The sequence below is a fragment of the Kribbella sp. CA-293567 genome (assembly GCF_027627575.1).
Taxonomy (GTDB): Bacteria; Actinomycetota; Actinomycetes; order Propionibacteriales; family Kribbellaceae; genus Kribbella.
In genome coordinates, this window is record NZ_CP114065.1 from 2,665,595 (window position 1) to 2,681,227 (window position 15,633).

Genomic DNA, 15,633 nt, shown 5'->3' on the forward strand with positions numbered 1-15,633 from the left:
GGTCCGAGCATGGAACTGACAACCGTCTGGTTCGCGATCATCGCGTTCTTCTGGATCGGGTACTTCGTCCTCGAGGGGTTCGACTTCGGGGTCGGCATCCTGCTGCGGGTGCTCGGCCGGGACGAGCCGGAGCGGCGGGCCGTGATCACCACCATCGGCCCGGTCTGGGACGGCAACGAGGTGTGGCTGATCGTCGCCGGCGCGATGACGTTCGCGGCCTTCCCCGAGTGGTACGCGACGCTCTTCAGCGGGTTCTACCTGCCATTGTTCGCAGTACTGGTCTCGCTGATCCTGCGCGGGGTGGCGCTGGAGTACCGCGGCAAGCGCGACGACCTGCCGTGGCGCGACCGGATGGACACCCTGATCGCGATCGGCTCGCTGCTGCCCGCGCTGCTGTGGGGCATCGTCTTCGCCAACCTCGTCCGCGGCCTGCCGATCGACGCCTCCCACGAGTTCACCGGCACCCTGGGGACGCTGCTCAACCCGTTCGCCCTGTTCGGTGGCGTGGCCTTCACGATGCTGTTCGTCGCCCATGGCGCGATCTTCCTGGCCCTGAAGACGACCGGTGAGCTGCGGGCACGAGCCAACCGGACGGCCTCGGCGACGGGCCTGATCGCGGCCGTGCTGGTGGTCGGCTTCCTGGCGTGCGCGCACGGACTGCGAGGCGACACCGAATCGGTGGCCGTCGCCGGGGCCGCCGCCGTCGCGCTGGTCGCTGCGTTGGTCGCCAACAAACTCGGGCGCGAGGGCTGGGCGTTCGCCGGGACCGCGCTGGCGGTCGGATTGGGAGTCGCCTCGTTGTTCGTGGCGATGTTCCCGGCGGTGATGCCCTCCACCCTCGATCCGGCGTGGAGCCTGACGGTCACCAACGCGGCGTCCTCGGCGTACACGTTGAAGGTGCTGACGGTGATCGCGGCGATCTTCACGCCGCTGGTGATGCTGTACCAGGGCTGGACCTACTGGGTCTTCCGTCAGCGAGTCCGCGTCGAGACGGTGACAGTGCCGTGAAGCCACTCGATCCGCGGTTGCTGCGGCGGGCCAGGAGCGCCCGGGTGTTCCTGGTCGCGTCGGTCGTGATCGGAGTGGCCACCGGGCTGCTGATCGTGGTGCAGGCGGTGCTGCTCGCGCGGGGCATCACCGATGTGGTGCTGCGCGGCGAGGGGGTCGGTCAGGTCGCGTGGCTGCTGGTCGGAGTACTGGCCGCGCGGGCCGTGCTGGTGTGGGTGCAGGAGGTGGTCGCTCAGCGGGCGGCGGCAGCGGTGAAGTCGACGCTGCGGCGGCAGGTGCTCGAGCACTCGCTCAAGCTTGGACCTGCGTGGCTGAGTGGCGAGCGGAGCAGCGCGCTGACCACCTTGCTCACCAAGGGCCTTGACGACCTCGACCCGTACTTCGCGCGCTACCTACCGCAGTTGGTGCTCGCCTCGACTGTGCCGGCCGGTGTGGTCGGCTGGATGGCTACTGGTGACCTCATCGCCGCCGGGACGGTGGTGGTGACGCTGCCGCTCATCCCGATCTTCATGGCGTTGGTCGGCTGGGCTACGCAGGCGCACAGCCGGCGGCGGCAGCACGCGCTCGCAGTACTGGCTCACCACTTCTCGGACGTGGTGGCCGGGCTACCGACGCTGAAGCTGTTCGGGCGAGCGAAGGGGCAGGTCGGCGCGGTACGGAAGGTGACCGACCAGCACAGAGCAGCGTCCATGAAGAGTCTGCGGCTGGCGTTCCTGTCGTCGTTCGTCCTGGAACTGCTGGCAAGCATCTCGGTGGCGCTCGTCGCGGTCGGTGTCGGGCTTCGGCTGATCGACGGCAAGCTCGGCCTGGAGACCGCGCTGCTGGTGCTGATCCTGGCGCCGGAGGCCTACCTGCCGCTGCGGCAGGTAGGTGCGCACTTCCACGCGAGTGCGGACGGGGTTGCGGCGAGCGAGGAGGTCTTCCGGGTGCTGGAGACATCGCTGCCCGAGCGGGGGGAGCGGACCGACGTGCCGGATCTGCGGGTGACTCCGCTGCAGTTGCACGACGTGACAGTGCGGTATCCGGGTCGGGACGAGCCTGCGTTGGAGAGCTTCGACCTGGAGCTGTCGCCGGGTGAGGTGGTTGCCCTTGCTGGGCCTAGTGGGGCCGGCAAATCCACTGTGCTGGCGGCGGTGCTCGGCTTCGTCGTACCGGAGCGTGGGGTGGTGGTGGCTGGTGGAACTGCTGCCGACGAGTTCGCCCCCGAATGCTGGCGGAAGCAGTTGGCCTGGGTGCCGCAGCGGCCGGGACTTCGGGTGGGCAGCATCGCGGACAACATCCGCCTGGGGCGCCCCGAAGCCACAGATGACCAGGTACTGCAGGCGCTGGCTGAGGCAGGTGCCTCGGAGTTGGACCCGGGACAAGCGGTCGGGGAAGGCGGCCAGTTGCTGTCGGGCGGCCAACGGAGGCGGGTAGCCCTTGCCCGCGCACTGGTGACGGGGGCGCCGGTGCTGTTGCTGGACGAACCGACAGCCGGGCTGGACGCAGAGGCGGAGGCTCAGGTGATCGGCCAACTGCGGGCCTCTGGGCGGAGCGTTCTGATGGTGGCGCACCGGCCCGCTCTGCTGGCTGCGGCGGACCGAGTGGTTCAGGTCGAGCGGGCGCGCGGGCTGGTGCCGGCATGAGCAGCCTGGTGCACTTGGTGCGACCGGAGCGTGGGGCTCGGTGGCGGTTGGGCGTAGCCGTGGCGGCCGGCGTACTGGCGTCCGGTTCGGCCATTGGGCTGCTGGCGACCTCCGCGTGGTTGATCACCGAGGCGGCGGCACAACCTCCGGTGCTGATCTTGCTGGTGGCGATCGTGGCGGTGCGAGCATTCGGGATCGGCCGCGGGTTCTTCCGGTACGTCGAACGCCTGGCTGCGCATGACGCTGCCTATCGGGTCCTGGGTGCCACCCGGTCGCGGATCACCGCACGGCTGGAGGAGCTGGCACCAGCCGGACTGACGTCAGTGCGGAGTGGTGACCTGCTGGCTCGGCTGCTGCTCGACGTGGACGCGGTCCTCGACCTATGGCTGCGGGTGGTGCTGCCGCTGGTAGTGGCGAGTGTGACCGCGCTGGCCACTGTTGCTCTCCTGGCGGTGTTGCTGCCGACAGCAGGCGCTGCGGTTGCAGTTGCGGTAGCACTCGCCTGCACGGTGGTGCCGTGGCTGACTGCCTACAGTGCCCGGCGGGCCGAGCGAGCGATCGCGGGCGATAGGGGAGAGGTTGCGGCGAGCGCGACGGAGACGCTGTTGACTGCTGCGGACCTGGTCGCCTTCAACGCGACAGACGCAGTACTGGCCTCCTTCGAGGCTGCTGATGCGCGACTGGCAGCCGCTGAGCGGAGGTCGGCGTGGAGTGCGGGCCTAGGCAATGCCTTGCTCGTGTTGTGTGTGGGCGGCGGCAGCGTGGCTGGTCTGGTACTTGGCAGCGGCGCCGACATCTCGGGCCCTGTGTTCGCCGTGCTGGTGTTGACCCCGCTGGCGCTTGCAGATGCGCTGGGCGGCATCCCTGCGACAGCGCAGATTGCTACTCGGGTCAAAGCCTCTCTGACGCGCGTGCAGGACCTGCTGTCCACTGCAACGCCAGTTACTGAGCCGGACGAGCCTCACAAACTCCCGGCAGGACGCGATCTTGTAGTCAGCCATTTGAACGCCGGCTACGACAATCACCCAGTACTACGGGACGTCTGCCTGAGTGTGGCCGCCGGAAGCCGAGTGGTGGTGACCGGGCCGAGCGGCTCGGGCAAGAGCACCCTGGCCGCCGTACTGCTGCGCTTCCTAGAGCCCACCAGCGGCCGCGTGGCATTGGGCGGTATCCGGCTCACTGACCTCGCTGGAGACGACGTACGGAAGGTGATCGGCCTCCTGACGCAGGAGAGTCACGTCTTCGACACGAGCATCCGGGAGAACCTGTTGCTGGCGAAGCCGGGTGCCAGCGACCTGAGGCTCTGGAACGCGCTGTACCGCGCCCGGCTCGGTGAATTCGTCCACGGCCTCCCCGACGGCCTCGACACGATGGTGGGGGAGCACGGGGCGCGACTGTCCGGCGGAGAGCGGCAGCGGCTCGCCTTCGCCCGGCTGCTGCTCGCGGACCACGACGTACTGGTCCTGGACGAGCCCACCGAGCACCTGGACGAGGAGACCGGCCGCCAACTCCTGCAAGACCTGTACGCCGCAGCAGGCGACCGCACCGTCGTACTGCTGACACACCGCCCGGAGCTGGCTCCTCACGCAACGCAACCGCCACTCGTTCTTTCCGGCCGATGCTGCGTGAGGGGTGCTGGAAGCGCGCTCGGCGTCTGCCAAGATGGGTGATCGTGTCGACCACTCAGCTAGTCACCCTGCTCACCGACCAGGCCCTGATCGCGATCATCGCGGTGATCGCCGCTGTCCTGGTCGCCGGTACGGCCGGTCTGGTCGTCTCCAGGCGCCGCAAGGCGGAACTGCCCGCGGCGCAGAAGACCCCGGAGCTCGTCGAGCCGCAGGTCGGCGACGACGCCGAGGTACCGCGGGACACCCCGAAGCGGACGCTCGAGGACACCGAGCTGCCGCCGGAGCCCGCGGGCACCGCCACCGGGACGCTGGAGAAGCCTGAGTCCGCGCAGGGCAGGCTGGTCCGGCTCCGGGCACGTCTCGCCCGCTCGCAGGGCTCGCTGGGCAAGGGCCTGCTGGCGCTGCTGTCGCGCGACAAGCTGGACGAAGAGGCGTGGGAGGACATCGAGACCACGCTGATCACCGCCGACGTCGGGGTGGCGCCGACGCAGGAGCTGGTCGAGAAGCTGCGCACCCGGGTCCGGGTCGAGGGCGTCACCGCCGACCAGGCCCGCACCATCCTGCGCGAAGAGCTGATCGCGCTGGTCGACCCGACCCTCGACCGCTCGCTGAAGGCCGAGCGCAAGGACGGCAAGCCTGCCGTCATGCTGATGGTCGGCGTCAACGGCACCGGCAAGACGACCACCGTGGGCCGGCTGGCCCGGGTGCTGATCGCCGAGGACAAGCACGTCGTGCTCGGCGCGGCCGACACCTTCCGGGCCGCGGCAGCGGACCAGTTGCAGACGTGGGGCGAGCGGGTCGGCGCACGGACCGTCCGGGGACCCGAGGGTGGCGACCCGGCCAGCATCGCCTTCGACACGGTCAAGCAGGGCATCGAGGAGAACGCCGACGTCGTGCTGATCGACACCGCCGGCCGGCTGCACACCAAGACCGGTCTGATGGACGAGCTCGGCAAGGTGAAGCGGGTGATCGAGAAGACCGCCGAGGTGGACGAGGTGCTGCTGGTCATCGACGCCACCACCGGGCAGAACGGCCTGACCCAGGCGCGGGTCTTCGCCGAGGTGATCAACGTGACCGGTCTGGTGCTGACCAAGCTGGACGGGACGGCGAAGGGCGGCATCGTGATCGCCGTCCAGCGCGAGCTCGGTGTCCCGGTGAAGCTGGTCGGCCTCGGCGAGGGCGCCGACGACCTGGCCCCCTTCGACGCGGAGCAGTTCGTCGACGCGCTGCTCGACTAGACGCCCGGCCGGCTCTTCCTGGCCAGGTACAGCAGCGTGACGACGTCCAGGGTCACGGTCCCGGGCAGCACCGACCGGAGCTCGTCGAGCAACTCGTCGCGCTCCTCGTCGTCCAGGATCCGGTACGCCGACTGGGTGGTCAGGTAGGCGAGGTAGTCCTCCCGCGGCAGCTCACGCTCCGACACGTACCGCTCTTGCCGCTGCTCACCGAACTCCGCTCGCCCGGCCAGCTCGGTCGCCGGCCAGATCCGCTGCGCGTCGTCGAGCGTCGGCAGGTCGTCGGCCGGAGCCAGTTCGTGGCCTTGCAGAATCTCCGCCACCTTTGCCCGTGCGCCGGCGTCAGCCAGTCGGTCGTGGTTCCAGAAGAGAGCCAGCGAGCCGCCCGGGCGCAGCAAAGCCGCAGTACGAGGCCAGCGGGTCTCTTGCTTCGTCCAGTGGAAGGCCTGGGCGCTGTAGACGAGGTCGAACTGCTCCTCAGGCTCGTAGGACTCCAGAGTCCCCATCGCGATGTTCACCGCGAGGCCGGCCGCCCGCTGCCGCAGTACGAGGGCCATGGCGGGGTCCGGCTCCAGCGCCACGACCTGCACGCCGGTGGAGGCGACCGCCATCGTCGCCTTGCCGGTACCGGCTCCGATCTCCAGAGCCCTGCCCGGCGCGGAGTAGCCGAGCAGGTCCTTGAACAGCTCCGCCGGATAGCCCGGCCGCACCCGGTCGTACTCCTCTGCGACCTCGCCGAACGTCAACCCGCGTATTTTGTCTCCAGCCATGCGCGGAGCTTAGTTCTTGATGTCAGTCCACCACTCGACCTCCCCGGAGGCAGCGGGCTGCTCCGGTGTCGCGGGGGTGCGGGGCAACTGGCCCAGACGCTCCACCTGCTCGGCCAGGGCGTCCAGGACCGAGCGCAGCTGGACGTGCGCGACCTGGGTGAAGGTGCGGACGTATTCGAGCTCCGCTGCCTGAGCAGTGGTCGGCAACTGCTTCACGGCCGTCTCGACCGAGTCGTGCGCCTGCTTGAGTACGTCGCGCTGCTGGTGGCGTGCCGACTCGACCAGGTCCTTCGCGTACTGCTCGGCCTCCGCGACCAGGTTGTCGGCGATCTGCTGGGCCTGGCTGAGCAGGCCGACCGCGTGAGCCGTGATCTGCTCGCGCTGCGCGGCGTCCGGACTGGTGTTGCGCAGTCGCTCCACCTCGGCCCGGAGGTCCGCGCGGTCGGCGTCGGCGTACTCGATCTGACCTGCCAGCGTGGCCAGGTACTCCCGGACCTCGTCGGGGTCCACACCCTTGCGGCGGGTGGTGAAGGTCTGGTGCCGGATCGCGTTGGGCGACTGCGAAGGTCTGCGGGCAAACGGGTCTTCGGGTGTCACTGCTGGCCCCCTGCCGAGGTCGTGGTCCCGAAGGACTCGATGAGGATGTCTGCGGCCGGCGTACCGGCTCCGGTGAGCTCATCGACGGTGTGGGCCACCATCGCCGGAGAGCCGCACACCAGCGCCGTGTGCCCGTTCCAGGGGCCCTGTTCGGCGGCCACCGAGCCGACCAGACCCCGTAGACCCGGGTACGACGCGTCGTCGGACACCACAGGGGTGTAGTGGAACCAGGGCCGTTGGGTGAGCCTGGTCAGCTGCTTGTGTTCGTAGAGGTTCCAGGGCATCCGGACGCCGTGGAACAGGTGCACCATCGGGATGTCGGCCGCGTCGGTCCGCCGGTCCAGCTGTTCGAGCATCGCGCGCAGTGGCGCGAGCCCGGTGCCACCGGCGACCATCAGCAGGCTCCGGCGGCCGTTCTCCGGCAGCTTCAGGGTGTTGCCGACGGGGGCGCCGAGCCGGACCGGGTCACCCTTCTTGAGCGACCGCACCGCGGGTCCGCTGACCTGCCCGCCCGCCACCAGGCCGATGTGCAGCTCGATCGAGCCGTCCGGCCGGGGAGCGTTCGCCGGACTGTAGTAGCGCCAGCGCCGCGGCCGGTAGGGGATCTCGAGCGCGACGGACTGCCCGGGCACGTACGGCAGCGGTTGCTGCGGGCGGATCTGCACGATCGTCACGTCCATCGTGCGGCGGTCGACGCCGAGCACCTCGCCCGGCCACCAGGCCGGTGTCTCCTCCGCCGACTCTTCGGCCGCCTGGACCATGACGGTCGCCACCAGGCCGTAGGCCTCGGCCCAGTCGGCAGCCAGCTCGGAGGTCCAGGCCGCGCCGAGGAAGTGCTGCAGGGTCGCCAGCAGCGAGGCTCCGACCGCCGAGTAGTGCTCGGCGATCACCGAGAACCGCCGGTGGTCCCGGCCGAGCTGCTGCAGGAACGGCACCACCTCGTCGAGCTGGCTCGCGTTGCTGACCACGGCGCCCAGCGCGCCGACGAGCTTGTCGCGCTGGGCGGCCATCGAGACCGGGAACATCTCCCGGACCTCGGGATGGGAAAGGAACAGGTGGGAGTAGAAGAACAGCGGTACCTCGTCACCGGCCTTGGCGACCAGGGCCCAGCTGTTCTTCAGCGCTGCCGGATCCATCCCGGGTCAGGGCGCGGTGACGATGTCGTCCTGCGTCGCGCCGAGCGCCGCCACCACCCGCTGGGTGATCTCGGCCGGCACGCTGTGCGCCTCCAGCGCGGCGACCAGGTGGTCCACCACCCGGCCGAAGTCCGCGCCGGTGATGCCGCGGCCGCTGTGCGCCTGCGCCAGGTCGGCGCCCTCGTAACTGACCGGGCCGCCCATCACCTGCGAGACGAGCTGTACCTGGTGGCGTTTCAGCCTGGCCAGGTCGGTGTCCGCGAAGTACCCGACCAGCTGTGGGTCCGCGAGAACGCTTTGGTAGAACAAATCCACCACCGATGAGATCGCGCCGGCGCCACCCACGGCGGCGTAGTCGCTGATCTCCGGAATCTCTACGTGCTCAACCACGAGCAAACCTTCCCAGATGTGGAATCGATCCCCGAGCGGACCGATCCGAACACCTGTGGTGGGTCGAGGTCAAGTTGTCATCCGACTTCTGGAAGTATCCGTTCGTAAACTGTTCGTGACGTTGACAATCCGGTCCGGGTTGGCCAACCTTGGCGACCGGGCCAACGCCCGAAGTGGTTGCCTGAGGCAACGGCAAGCGGGATTTTCGGTTGTGGGCGAGAACACTTCGGGGTAAGGGTTGAGCATGACGGAGGCGGGGCTCGAGGACCTGCTGCGGGAACTGGCGCCACAGGTGCTCGGTGCGATGGTCCGCCGGACCGGCGATTTCACCGCCGCCGAGGACGCCGTCCAGGAGGCGCTGATCGCGGCGGCTCGGAGCTGGCCGGCCGACGGGGTGCCGGACAGTCCGCGCGGCTGGCTGGTCCAGGCGGCTTCGCGCCGGTTCGTCGACGAGATCCGGCAGGAGCAGGCGCGGCGGAAGCGCGAGGAACGGGCGGCGCGGCGCGAGGTGCCGCCCGAGGCGGTCGAGGAGCACGACGACACGCTCCGGCTGCTGTTCCTGTGCTGCCACCCGGCGTTGACCGCGGCGTCGGCGATCGCGCTGACGTTGCGAGCGGTCGGCGGGCTGACGACGGCCGAGATCGCGGCGGCGTACCTGGTGCCCGAGGCAACGATGGCGCAGCGGATCAGCCGGGCCAAACAGAAGCTCAAGGGGCTGCCGTTCGAGCTGTCGCAGGACCAGGAGCGGCTGGCGCAGGTCCTGCATGTGCTCTATCTGATCTTCAACGAGGGCTACACCAGCAGCAGCGGTTCCGAGCTGCATCGCAGCGACCTGTCCGGTGAGGCGATCCGGCTGACCCGGATGGTGCACGAGTCGCTGCCGGAGAACGCCCAGGTCACCGGCCTGCTGGCGCTGATGCTGCTGAACGACGCCCGGCGGCCGGCGCGGACCGGCTCGCTCGGCGAGCTGATCCCGCTGGCCGAGCAGGATCGGTCACTGTGGAACAAGGAGTTCATCGACGAGGGCGTCGCGCTGGCGGTCGACGCGTTTGGCCGGCCGCCGCTCGGGGAGTATCAGCTGCAGGCCGCGATCGCCGCGCTGCACGACGAGGCGGCCCGGCCGGAGGAGACGGACTGGCCGCAGATCGTCGGGCTCTACGGATTGCTGGAGGAACTGTCGGGCAACCCCATGGTGACGCTGAACCGGGCGATCGCCCACGCGATGGTGTCGGGTCCACAGGCCGGACTGGAGCTGCTACGGCCGCTGGACGACAAGCTGGACCGGCACTACCGGCTGGATGCCGTACGCGGGCATCTGTACGAGATGCTCGGTGACCACGAGACCGCCGCGGCGCACTTCACCGCGGCGGCCCGCCGGACCACGACCCTGCCGGAACAGAACTACCTGACCACCAAGGCGGCGGAGGTCAGCGCGGCGGCGCGAAGGCGCGACTGACCCCGATCTGTTGCTGGCAGCAACTTTTATCGGCTACTTGGAGCGCGCCCGGACGTGCAGTCGCTCGCCCTGCGGGCCGTACAGGCACAGCATCTCCGCCGGGCCCGGCCCCGGATTGCCGAACCAGTGCGGGACTCGGGTGTCGAACTCCGCCACCTCACCCTCCTGCAGGAAGAAGTCCTGGTCGCCGAGCACCAGCCGGATTCGGCCGGACAGCACGTAGATCCAGTCGTAGCCCTCGTGCACGCGCTGCTCCACGTTGTCGCCGCCCCACCCCTCGGGGACGATCTGCTTGAACGCCTGCAGGCCCCCCGGGCGCCGGCTGAGCGGGATCATCGTCGCGCCGCGACGTTTGAACGGCTTGGCGTGGATCCGTGGGTCGCCCGTCGGTGGAGCGTCGACCAGTTCGTCCAGCTGGACCTGGTGTGCGCGGGCGAGCGGCAGCAGTAGTTCCAGGGTGGGGCGGCGTTGACCGGACTCCAGGCGGGACAGTGTGCTGACCGAGATGCCGGTGGTCTCCGAGAGCTGGGTGAGCGTGGTGCCGCGTTCGAGGCGGAGGGCGCGCAGCCGGGGGCCGACTGCTTCGAGGACATCGTCGAGCTCTGATTCCATCTTGCCATTCTGGCAAAGATGTTTGTCAAAATCGACATAATGGCGGATGGTCGGTTCAGAACGACCAACGACGAAGGAGCTCAGGGTGAAGCGGTACGACGTGGTGGTGATCGGCGGGGGAGCCGCCGGATTGAGTGGTGCGCTGGCGCTGGTCCGGGCGCGCAGGTCCGTGCTGGTGGTCGACAACGGCACGCCTCGCAACGCCGCGGCAGGTCACGTGCACAACTACCTGACCCGGGATGGTGTCCCGCCGGCCGAGCTGTACTCGCTCGGGCGCGCCGAGGTCGCCGGGTACGGCGGTGAGGTGGTGATCGACACCGTGACGCGAGTGCGGCCGGGTGGTTCGGAGTACGGGTTCGTGGTGGAGCTGGCCGGGCGCGAGGCGGTGGAGGCCCGCCGGCTGTTGGTGACCACTGGGGTGGTCGACCAGTTGCCGGCAGTGGAGGGCGTTGCCGAGCGGTTCGGGCGGGACGTGCTGCACTGCCCGTACTGCCACGGCTGGGAGGTGCAGGACCAGGCCATCGGCGTACTGGCTACTGGGGCGATGGCCGGCCACCAGACGTTGCTGTTCCGACAGTGGAGCGCGGACGTGACGCTGTTCCTCAACGACGTGCTGGAGCCGACAGAGGAGCAGTGGGAGGAGTTTGCCGCCCGTGGGATCTCCGTGGTGCAGGGGAAGGTCGAGGCGGTGGAGGTCACCGACGACAAGCTCAGCGGCATCCGGCTCGAAGGCGGCCGGGTGATCCCGCGGCAGGCGCTGGTGGTCCAAACCCAACTGGAGGCCCGCGCCGACTTCCTGGACGACCTCGGTTTGAAGGCGACCGTCCGGGAGGCCAGGGGAGTCGTGGTGGGCACGGCTGTCGACTCGGACCCCACTGGCGCTACTGACGTCCCGGGTGTCTGGGTGGCCGGCAACGTGACCGACCCGATGACTCAGGTGGTCAACTCGGCCGCGGCGGGACTCACTGCCGGCGCCATGATCAATGCGGACCTGGTGACGGAGGAGACCCGGCAGGCGGTAGAGGAGTACCGCGCGGGCGCTACGACGTCTGCCGTCTAGCCCGATGGGCGGCGGCCTTGACGCGGCTCTGGCACTGCGGTGAGCAGAACCGCTTCGCACTGTTGCGGGAGGCGTCGACGAACACCCGGTCGCAGGCCGGCGCGGAGCAAACTCCGAGCCGGCCTGCGAGGTCGCTGCCGAGGGCCATGGCCAGCCCGGCCGCGCAGCCGGCAGCCCAGCCGTTTGCCAGCGTGTCGTCAGCGCCGTGGAAGTGCAGGTTCCAGCCAGGAGAGCCGGTGCGGTCGAGCTGAGGCCGGGCGTGAGTGTCGCGCAGGAGGGCGTTGACCTCCTCGGCGGCGCGGTCCGTTTCGCCGCGGTGGGCTGCCTCGAAGACGATGCGCATTCTGCTCGCGACGGCGGCCAGTTGCCGGGCCTGCGCGGTGGTCACCTCGGGCCTGGGCCTGCCGTCATCCCCGAGTGCGTCGGCGGTAGCCGCGGTCAGATCGTCCGGTCCGTCGAAGGGCGTACCGCCGGATTGGCCGGGAGTCAGGCGGTTGACCAAGGCCACGGCGGCGGTGAGGACGGCGAGGATGTGACTATCGAAGTTCACTTGACCAGTCACTCCAGACTTCGTAGGGTGCGTTGTCGTGACCAACGATACCGAGTTTGCCGGTCACCGTCGGTTGCCTTCGGTGGTCTGGGTGCTGGTGGTCGCGCGCGGGGTCAACCGGTTGGGTGCGTTCACGCTGCCGTTTCTGGCGGTGGTGCTGACGGTGGAACTGGGGGCCGGCGTGGCGGAGGCCGGGCTGGTGCTGACCGCGTTCGGGGTGGCGACTCTGCCGTCCCGGGTGATCGGTGGCTTGCTGGCCGACCGCTTGGGGCGGCGGGCGACGATCGTGCTCGGCCTGGTCGGATGCGCGGTAGGGCAGTTGTGGATCGCAGGGTCCGGGAGTCTGTGGTCGGCGGTGCCCGCGGTGGTGCTGCTGGGGTTGGCCTTCGAGATCTACGAACCGCCGAGTCAGGCGATCATCGCGGACGTGACGGAGCCGGCCGACCGCCCGGCGGCGTACGGGCTGCTGGGTGCGGTGATGGCCGTGGCGGGGGTTGTCGCGGGGCTGTCGGCGGCGTGGCTCGGACAGTGGGACTTGCGCTGGCTGTTCGTCGCCGACGCAGCCAGTTGTCTGGCCTGCGCAGTTTTGGTCGCAGTAGCGCTGCCCGGCGGGGTGCACGCCGTGCCGCCCGCTGCAGCGGTCTGGCGCGATCGCCGGCTGCTCTGGATGCTGTCCTCAGGCACTGTCTTCGCAGTACTCGCCATGGTGATCGTGTTCGCGCTACCTCTCACGTTGCTCGACCGCGGAGTCTCGGCGTCCGGCATCGGCTTCATCCTCGCCCTCTCCGCGATCACCCAGGTAGCAGCACAGCCGGTACTGCGTACTAGCCGCCTGCGCGCTCTCGACAACTTCCAGGCCATGGCTCTGGGCTACGTAGTGCTGGCAGCCGGTCTGATCGCCAATGGGCTGGCCCACAATCTGCCGACCTTCCTGGCCGCCGCTGTTGTCTGGAGCCTCGGAGACGTGGTGCTGATCGGGCGCGCCCTCTCAGTGGTCGCCGAACTGGCTCCCGAGCACGCACGAGGTCGGTACCTGGCGACGTACGGGCTGAGCTGGGGAGTGGCCACAGCGGTCGCGCCCTTGGTGAGTACTCAGGTCTATGCCGCAACAGGGCCGGTTGGACTCTGGGTCAGCTGCGCAGTACTGGCAGTCCTTCTGGCCGCCCTCCAGCCGAAGTTGGCGCGACTACTGCGGTCGCAACCATCCTCTTTTGGGTAGTTGAGAGGTTGAATGGTTCCCGGGAGGGTGGATGCGCGACACAGTCGACCCAGAGTTCGCCGCGTACGTCGATGCGCGGCAAGGGAGATGGCTTCGTACGGCGTACCTCGTGTACGGCGACGCAGGGCGGGCCGAGGAGCAACTGCTGCGCGCCTTCACGCGGTTGTCGACGCGGTGGGGGAGAGAGGACGATCCGGATTCCTATGTGCTCGGGCTGCTGTTCCACCAGGCGCTGGCGCGCTGGTCGCGGGCCAAGGTCTTCGAGGACGAGGAGGATCCGGTCAAGGCCGCACTGGCCGCGTTGAGTCCGCAGCAGCGCGCGGTACTGGTGCTGCTGTACTTCGAGGAGCTGACCGAGTTCGAGGCCGGTGAGATCCTCGGGATGTCCCACTCCAGCGTGCACACGCACTCGATGACCGCGGTCAGCCGCTTCCGGCTGGAGCTCGGCACCGCGGACTGGCGCGACGTCACCGGGAGAGAGCCGCGATGAAACGCGACGAGGTGCCCCTGCTGCTCGCGCGGGCGGCCGACGGCCTGCCCGAGCCGGAGCTCACCGACGCGGCCTGGGCCGCCGGTGTCGCCTATCGCCGCAAGCAGCGACGCAGCATCATCGCCGGGGTGATCGCGTTCGTCCTGGTGGTTGTCGCGGGCGTCCTGGTGATGACGCTGGGTGGCGACAGGTTCGCTCTCACTCCACCAGACACTCCGTCGCCTCCGCCGGGGTCGGTGCCGCCGGCCGGCCAGATCGCCGGGATCACCTACTGGAACGCGCCGCCCGCGGGCAGCGAACCGTTCCTCGACCGGGTCTCCACCCCGTTGGGTGACCTGCTGCGTGTGCCGGACAATCCCGAAGACCTGCGGAACGACCCGATCGACCGCCTCGCCGCTGTGGTCCTGGCACCGGCGGAAGGCAAGTTCGTGCCGCTGTTCCTGGGCGCGGACTCCCGCTGGGCCCAGGCTCCTGGTGAGTTGCAACCGATCGCGACCGGCCTGCCGCTGAGCGCCGGAGCGATCGCCCCGAACGGCAAGCTGGTCGCTTTCCCGCAGCCGGGCGCCGTGCACATCATCGACGCCAGTACGGCGATGACCCGGTCGGTCACCCTGCCGTCGAGGGACATCCGCAGTGTTTCGTGGCTGCCCAACAGCACGCGGCTGCTGGCGAGCGGACCGGGTGCGGCGTACCGGCTGGACGTGGATCTGGCCAGCAACCAGCCGTCGGTCGTCGGCAGCGTCGCCGCCAGCCACGATGCCGACGACGCGACTACGCCGTACCGGCTGGACGGGGTGGCGGGGCAGGTGGCACTGCGCCAGTACGCCGGGAACAACGGGTGGGTCGAGGTCAGCAATCCGCAGCTGCCGGTCGCTTCCTGGGTGGGACAAACGTTCGACAGTGGCGCTTCCGTCGGCCGGATGTTCGTCGCAAGCGAACTGGCGCAGGTGCCCACGGTTGCTTCCCAGGCACAGGTACTGGCGACGATCTCGGCCCTGCAGCCACTCGACGACCGGCTGCTCGTGTTCGGCGAGACCCCGGCGGCGACGCCGACTCCCGGCCGCAGCACTCCGGACCGGATCCGCGAGCCGGGCTGCTGCTTCCTGCTTGGCTGGTACGACCAGCAGACCGCCCTGCTCCAGGTCACCGACTGGTTGCTGGCCTGGAACCTGCGGTCGGGCCAGGTCCGCCGGGTCACCGAGCTCGAGGTCGACGGCGTCGCCCTCGGGCCCGGCGTCCGCCGCTAGCTACTCCATGATCGTCCGCATCGTCATCGCGACCAGGTGGTCCGCGTCCTCGACGGCCGGCATCGGTTCACCGGTCATCGCGCGCAGGATCAGGATGCCGGCCAGCCACTGCACCATCAGGACCGGGTCGGCGGACGCGCGGATCGGCTCGCCGCGGCGCCGGGCCCGCTCCAGCGCGGCCGCCGTCAGGGCGATCCGGCGCTGCAGGAAGCTGCGGTAGAACGCGGCGAACTGCTCGTCGCGGTTCAGCTCGGTGATCGCGAGCCGGATCAGCGCGACGCCCTCCTTGCGGTTCACGAACGCCAGCGCGTCGCGGTAGACCTGGCGCAGGTCACCCTCGATCGAGCCGGTGTCGGCGTCGGGAATCTCGATGTCGAACAGATCGGTCATCGCGTCGTTGGCGAGCAGGTCCTTGCTCGCCCACCGCCGGTAGATCGTGGCCTTGCCGACGCCGGCCGCCTCGGCCACGTCGTCCACCGTCATGCCGTCGAACCCGCGCTCCAGCAGCAGCTGGACGGCGTACCGGCGGATTCTCGGCTCTGCGTCCGGATCCCGCGGCCTACCTCGGCGTGGCTTTTCCCCGTGCTCGGTCCCCATTCGTACTTCCCCA

General features: G+C 69.5%; 16 protein-coding genes. 9 read left to right on the forward strand and 7 right to left on the reverse strand.

Features of this window, described 5'->3' with window-relative positions; all coding sequences use genetic code 11:
• Window positions 1–9: 9 nt before the first annotated feature.
• The 4 genes from cydB to ftsY are packed head-to-tail and all read left to right on the forward strand — an operon-like array spanning window position 10 to window position 5,499.
• Window positions 10–1,008 (forward strand): cytochrome d ubiquinol oxidase subunit II, encoded by a 999-nt coding sequence (gene cydB, locus OX958_RS12840; RefSeq protein ID WP_270137545.1) that lies wholly within the window; start codon window positions 10–12, stop codon window positions 1,006–1,008.
• The gene (gene cydD, locus OX958_RS12845; protein ID WP_270137546.1) at window positions 1,005–2,633 is read left to right on the forward strand and encodes a thiol reductant ABC exporter subunit CydD; all 1,629 of its coding nucleotides are present in this window, start codon (window positions 1,005–1,007) and stop codon (window positions 2,631–2,633) included. The genes cydB and cydD overlap by 4 nt, the downstream gene beginning before the upstream one ends.
• Complete coding sequence (gene cydC, locus OX958_RS12850) at window positions 2,630–4,303, forward strand: thiol reductant ABC exporter subunit CydC (RefSeq protein ID WP_270137547.1); 1,674 nt, start codon at window positions 2,630–2,632, stop codon at window positions 4,301–4,303. Before cydD ends, cydC begins: the two co-directional genes overlap by 4 nt.
• A gap of 2 nt (window positions 4,304–4,305) precedes the next feature.
• Complete coding sequence (gene ftsY / locus OX958_RS12855) at window positions 4,306–5,499, forward strand: signal recognition particle-docking protein FtsY (RefSeq protein ID WP_270137548.1); 1,194 nt, start codon at window positions 4,306–4,308, stop codon at window positions 5,497–5,499.
• Here ftsY and OX958_RS12860 read toward each other — a convergent pair.
• From OX958_RS12860 to OX958_RS12875, 4 genes are read right to left on the reverse strand one after another with little or no spacing between them, the layout of a single operon-like run.
• Complete coding sequence (locus OX958_RS12860; RefSeq protein ID WP_270137549.1) at window positions 5,496–6,266, reverse strand: class I SAM-dependent methyltransferase; 771 nt, start codon at window positions 6,264–6,266, stop codon at window positions 5,496–5,498. The two genes, ftsY and OX958_RS12860, sit on opposite strands and share 4 nt — an antisense overlap.
• A 9-nt stretch (window positions 6,267–6,275) precedes the next feature.
• Complete coding sequence (locus OX958_RS12865; protein ID WP_270137550.1) at window positions 6,276–6,863, reverse strand: DivIVA domain-containing protein; 588 nt, start codon at window positions 6,861–6,863, stop codon at window positions 6,276–6,278.
• On the reverse strand, window positions 6,860–7,999 hold the full coding sequence (locus tag OX958_RS12870; RefSeq protein WP_270137551.1) for a globin domain-containing protein: 1,140 nt from the start codon (window positions 7,997–7,999) through the stop codon (window positions 6,860–6,862). Before OX958_RS12870 ends, OX958_RS12865 begins: the two co-directional genes overlap by 4 nt.
• Window positions 8,000–8,005: 6 nt before the next feature.
• A complete protein-coding gene (locus tag OX958_RS12875; protein ID WP_270137552.1) occupies window positions 8,006–8,389 on the reverse strand; it encodes a group I truncated hemoglobin in 384 nt (127 codons plus the stop codon).
• A gap of 244 nt (window positions 8,390–8,633) precedes the next feature.
• Here OX958_RS12875 and OX958_RS12880 point away from each other — a divergent pair, with 244 nt between their 5' ends.
• Window positions 8,634–9,845, forward strand: coding sequence for an RNA polymerase sigma factor (locus tag OX958_RS12880; protein WP_270137553.1), 1,212 nt, complete (start codon window positions 8,634–8,636; stop codon window positions 9,843–9,845).
• Window positions 9,846–9,878: 33 nt separating this feature from the next.
• On the opposite strand, the gene OX958_RS12885 is transcribed toward OX958_RS12880, so the two are convergent.
• Window positions 9,879–10,457 (reverse strand): helix-turn-helix domain-containing protein, encoded by a 579-nt coding sequence (locus OX958_RS12885; protein ID WP_270137554.1) that lies wholly within the window; start codon window positions 10,455–10,457, stop codon window positions 9,879–9,881.
• Window positions 10,458–10,542: 85 nt separating this feature from the next.
• On the opposite strand from OX958_RS12885, the gene OX958_RS12890 reads away from it, so the two are divergent.
• Window positions 10,543–11,517: an NAD(P)/FAD-dependent oxidoreductase gene (locus OX958_RS12890; protein WP_270137555.1), complete on the forward strand. Its 975-nt coding sequence runs from the start codon at window positions 10,543–10,545 to the stop codon at window positions 11,515–11,517.
• Here the strand turns inward: OX958_RS12890 and OX958_RS12895 are convergent.
• Window positions 11,498–12,067, reverse strand: a complete 570-nt coding sequence (locus OX958_RS12895; RefSeq protein ID WP_270137556.1) for a CGNR zinc finger domain-containing protein — start codon at window positions 12,065–12,067, stop codon at window positions 11,498–11,500. The genes OX958_RS12890 and OX958_RS12895 overlap by 20 nt on opposite strands.
• Window positions 12,068–12,104: 37 nt before the next feature.
• On the opposite strand from OX958_RS12895, the gene OX958_RS12900 reads away from it, so the two are divergent.
• Genes OX958_RS12900 through OX958_RS12910 form a run of 3 tightly spaced genes read left to right on the forward strand, consistent with a single transcriptional unit; the run spans window position 12,105 to window position 15,023 of the window.
• Window positions 12,105–13,286, forward strand: coding sequence for an MFS transporter (locus OX958_RS12900; RefSeq protein ID WP_270137557.1), 1,182 nt, complete (start codon window positions 12,105–12,107; stop codon window positions 13,284–13,286).
• Window positions 13,287–13,317: 31 nt separating this feature from the next.
• A complete protein-coding gene (locus OX958_RS12905) occupies window positions 13,318–13,776 on the forward strand; it encodes a sigma factor-like helix-turn-helix DNA-binding protein (RefSeq protein WP_270137558.1) in 459 nt (152 codons plus the stop codon).
• A complete protein-coding gene (locus OX958_RS12910; protein WP_270137559.1) occupies window positions 13,773–15,023 on the forward strand; it encodes a hypothetical protein in 1,251 nt (416 codons plus the stop codon). The genes OX958_RS12905 and OX958_RS12910 overlap by 4 nt, the downstream gene beginning before the upstream one ends.
• Here the strand turns inward: OX958_RS12910 and OX958_RS12915 are convergent, their stop codons facing one another.
• Entirely contained in the window at window positions 15,024–15,620 is a 597-nt protein-coding gene (locus OX958_RS12915) for a TetR/AcrR family transcriptional regulator (RefSeq protein WP_270137560.1), read from the reverse strand.
• Between the last annotated feature and the right edge of the window lie 13 nt (window positions 15,621–15,633).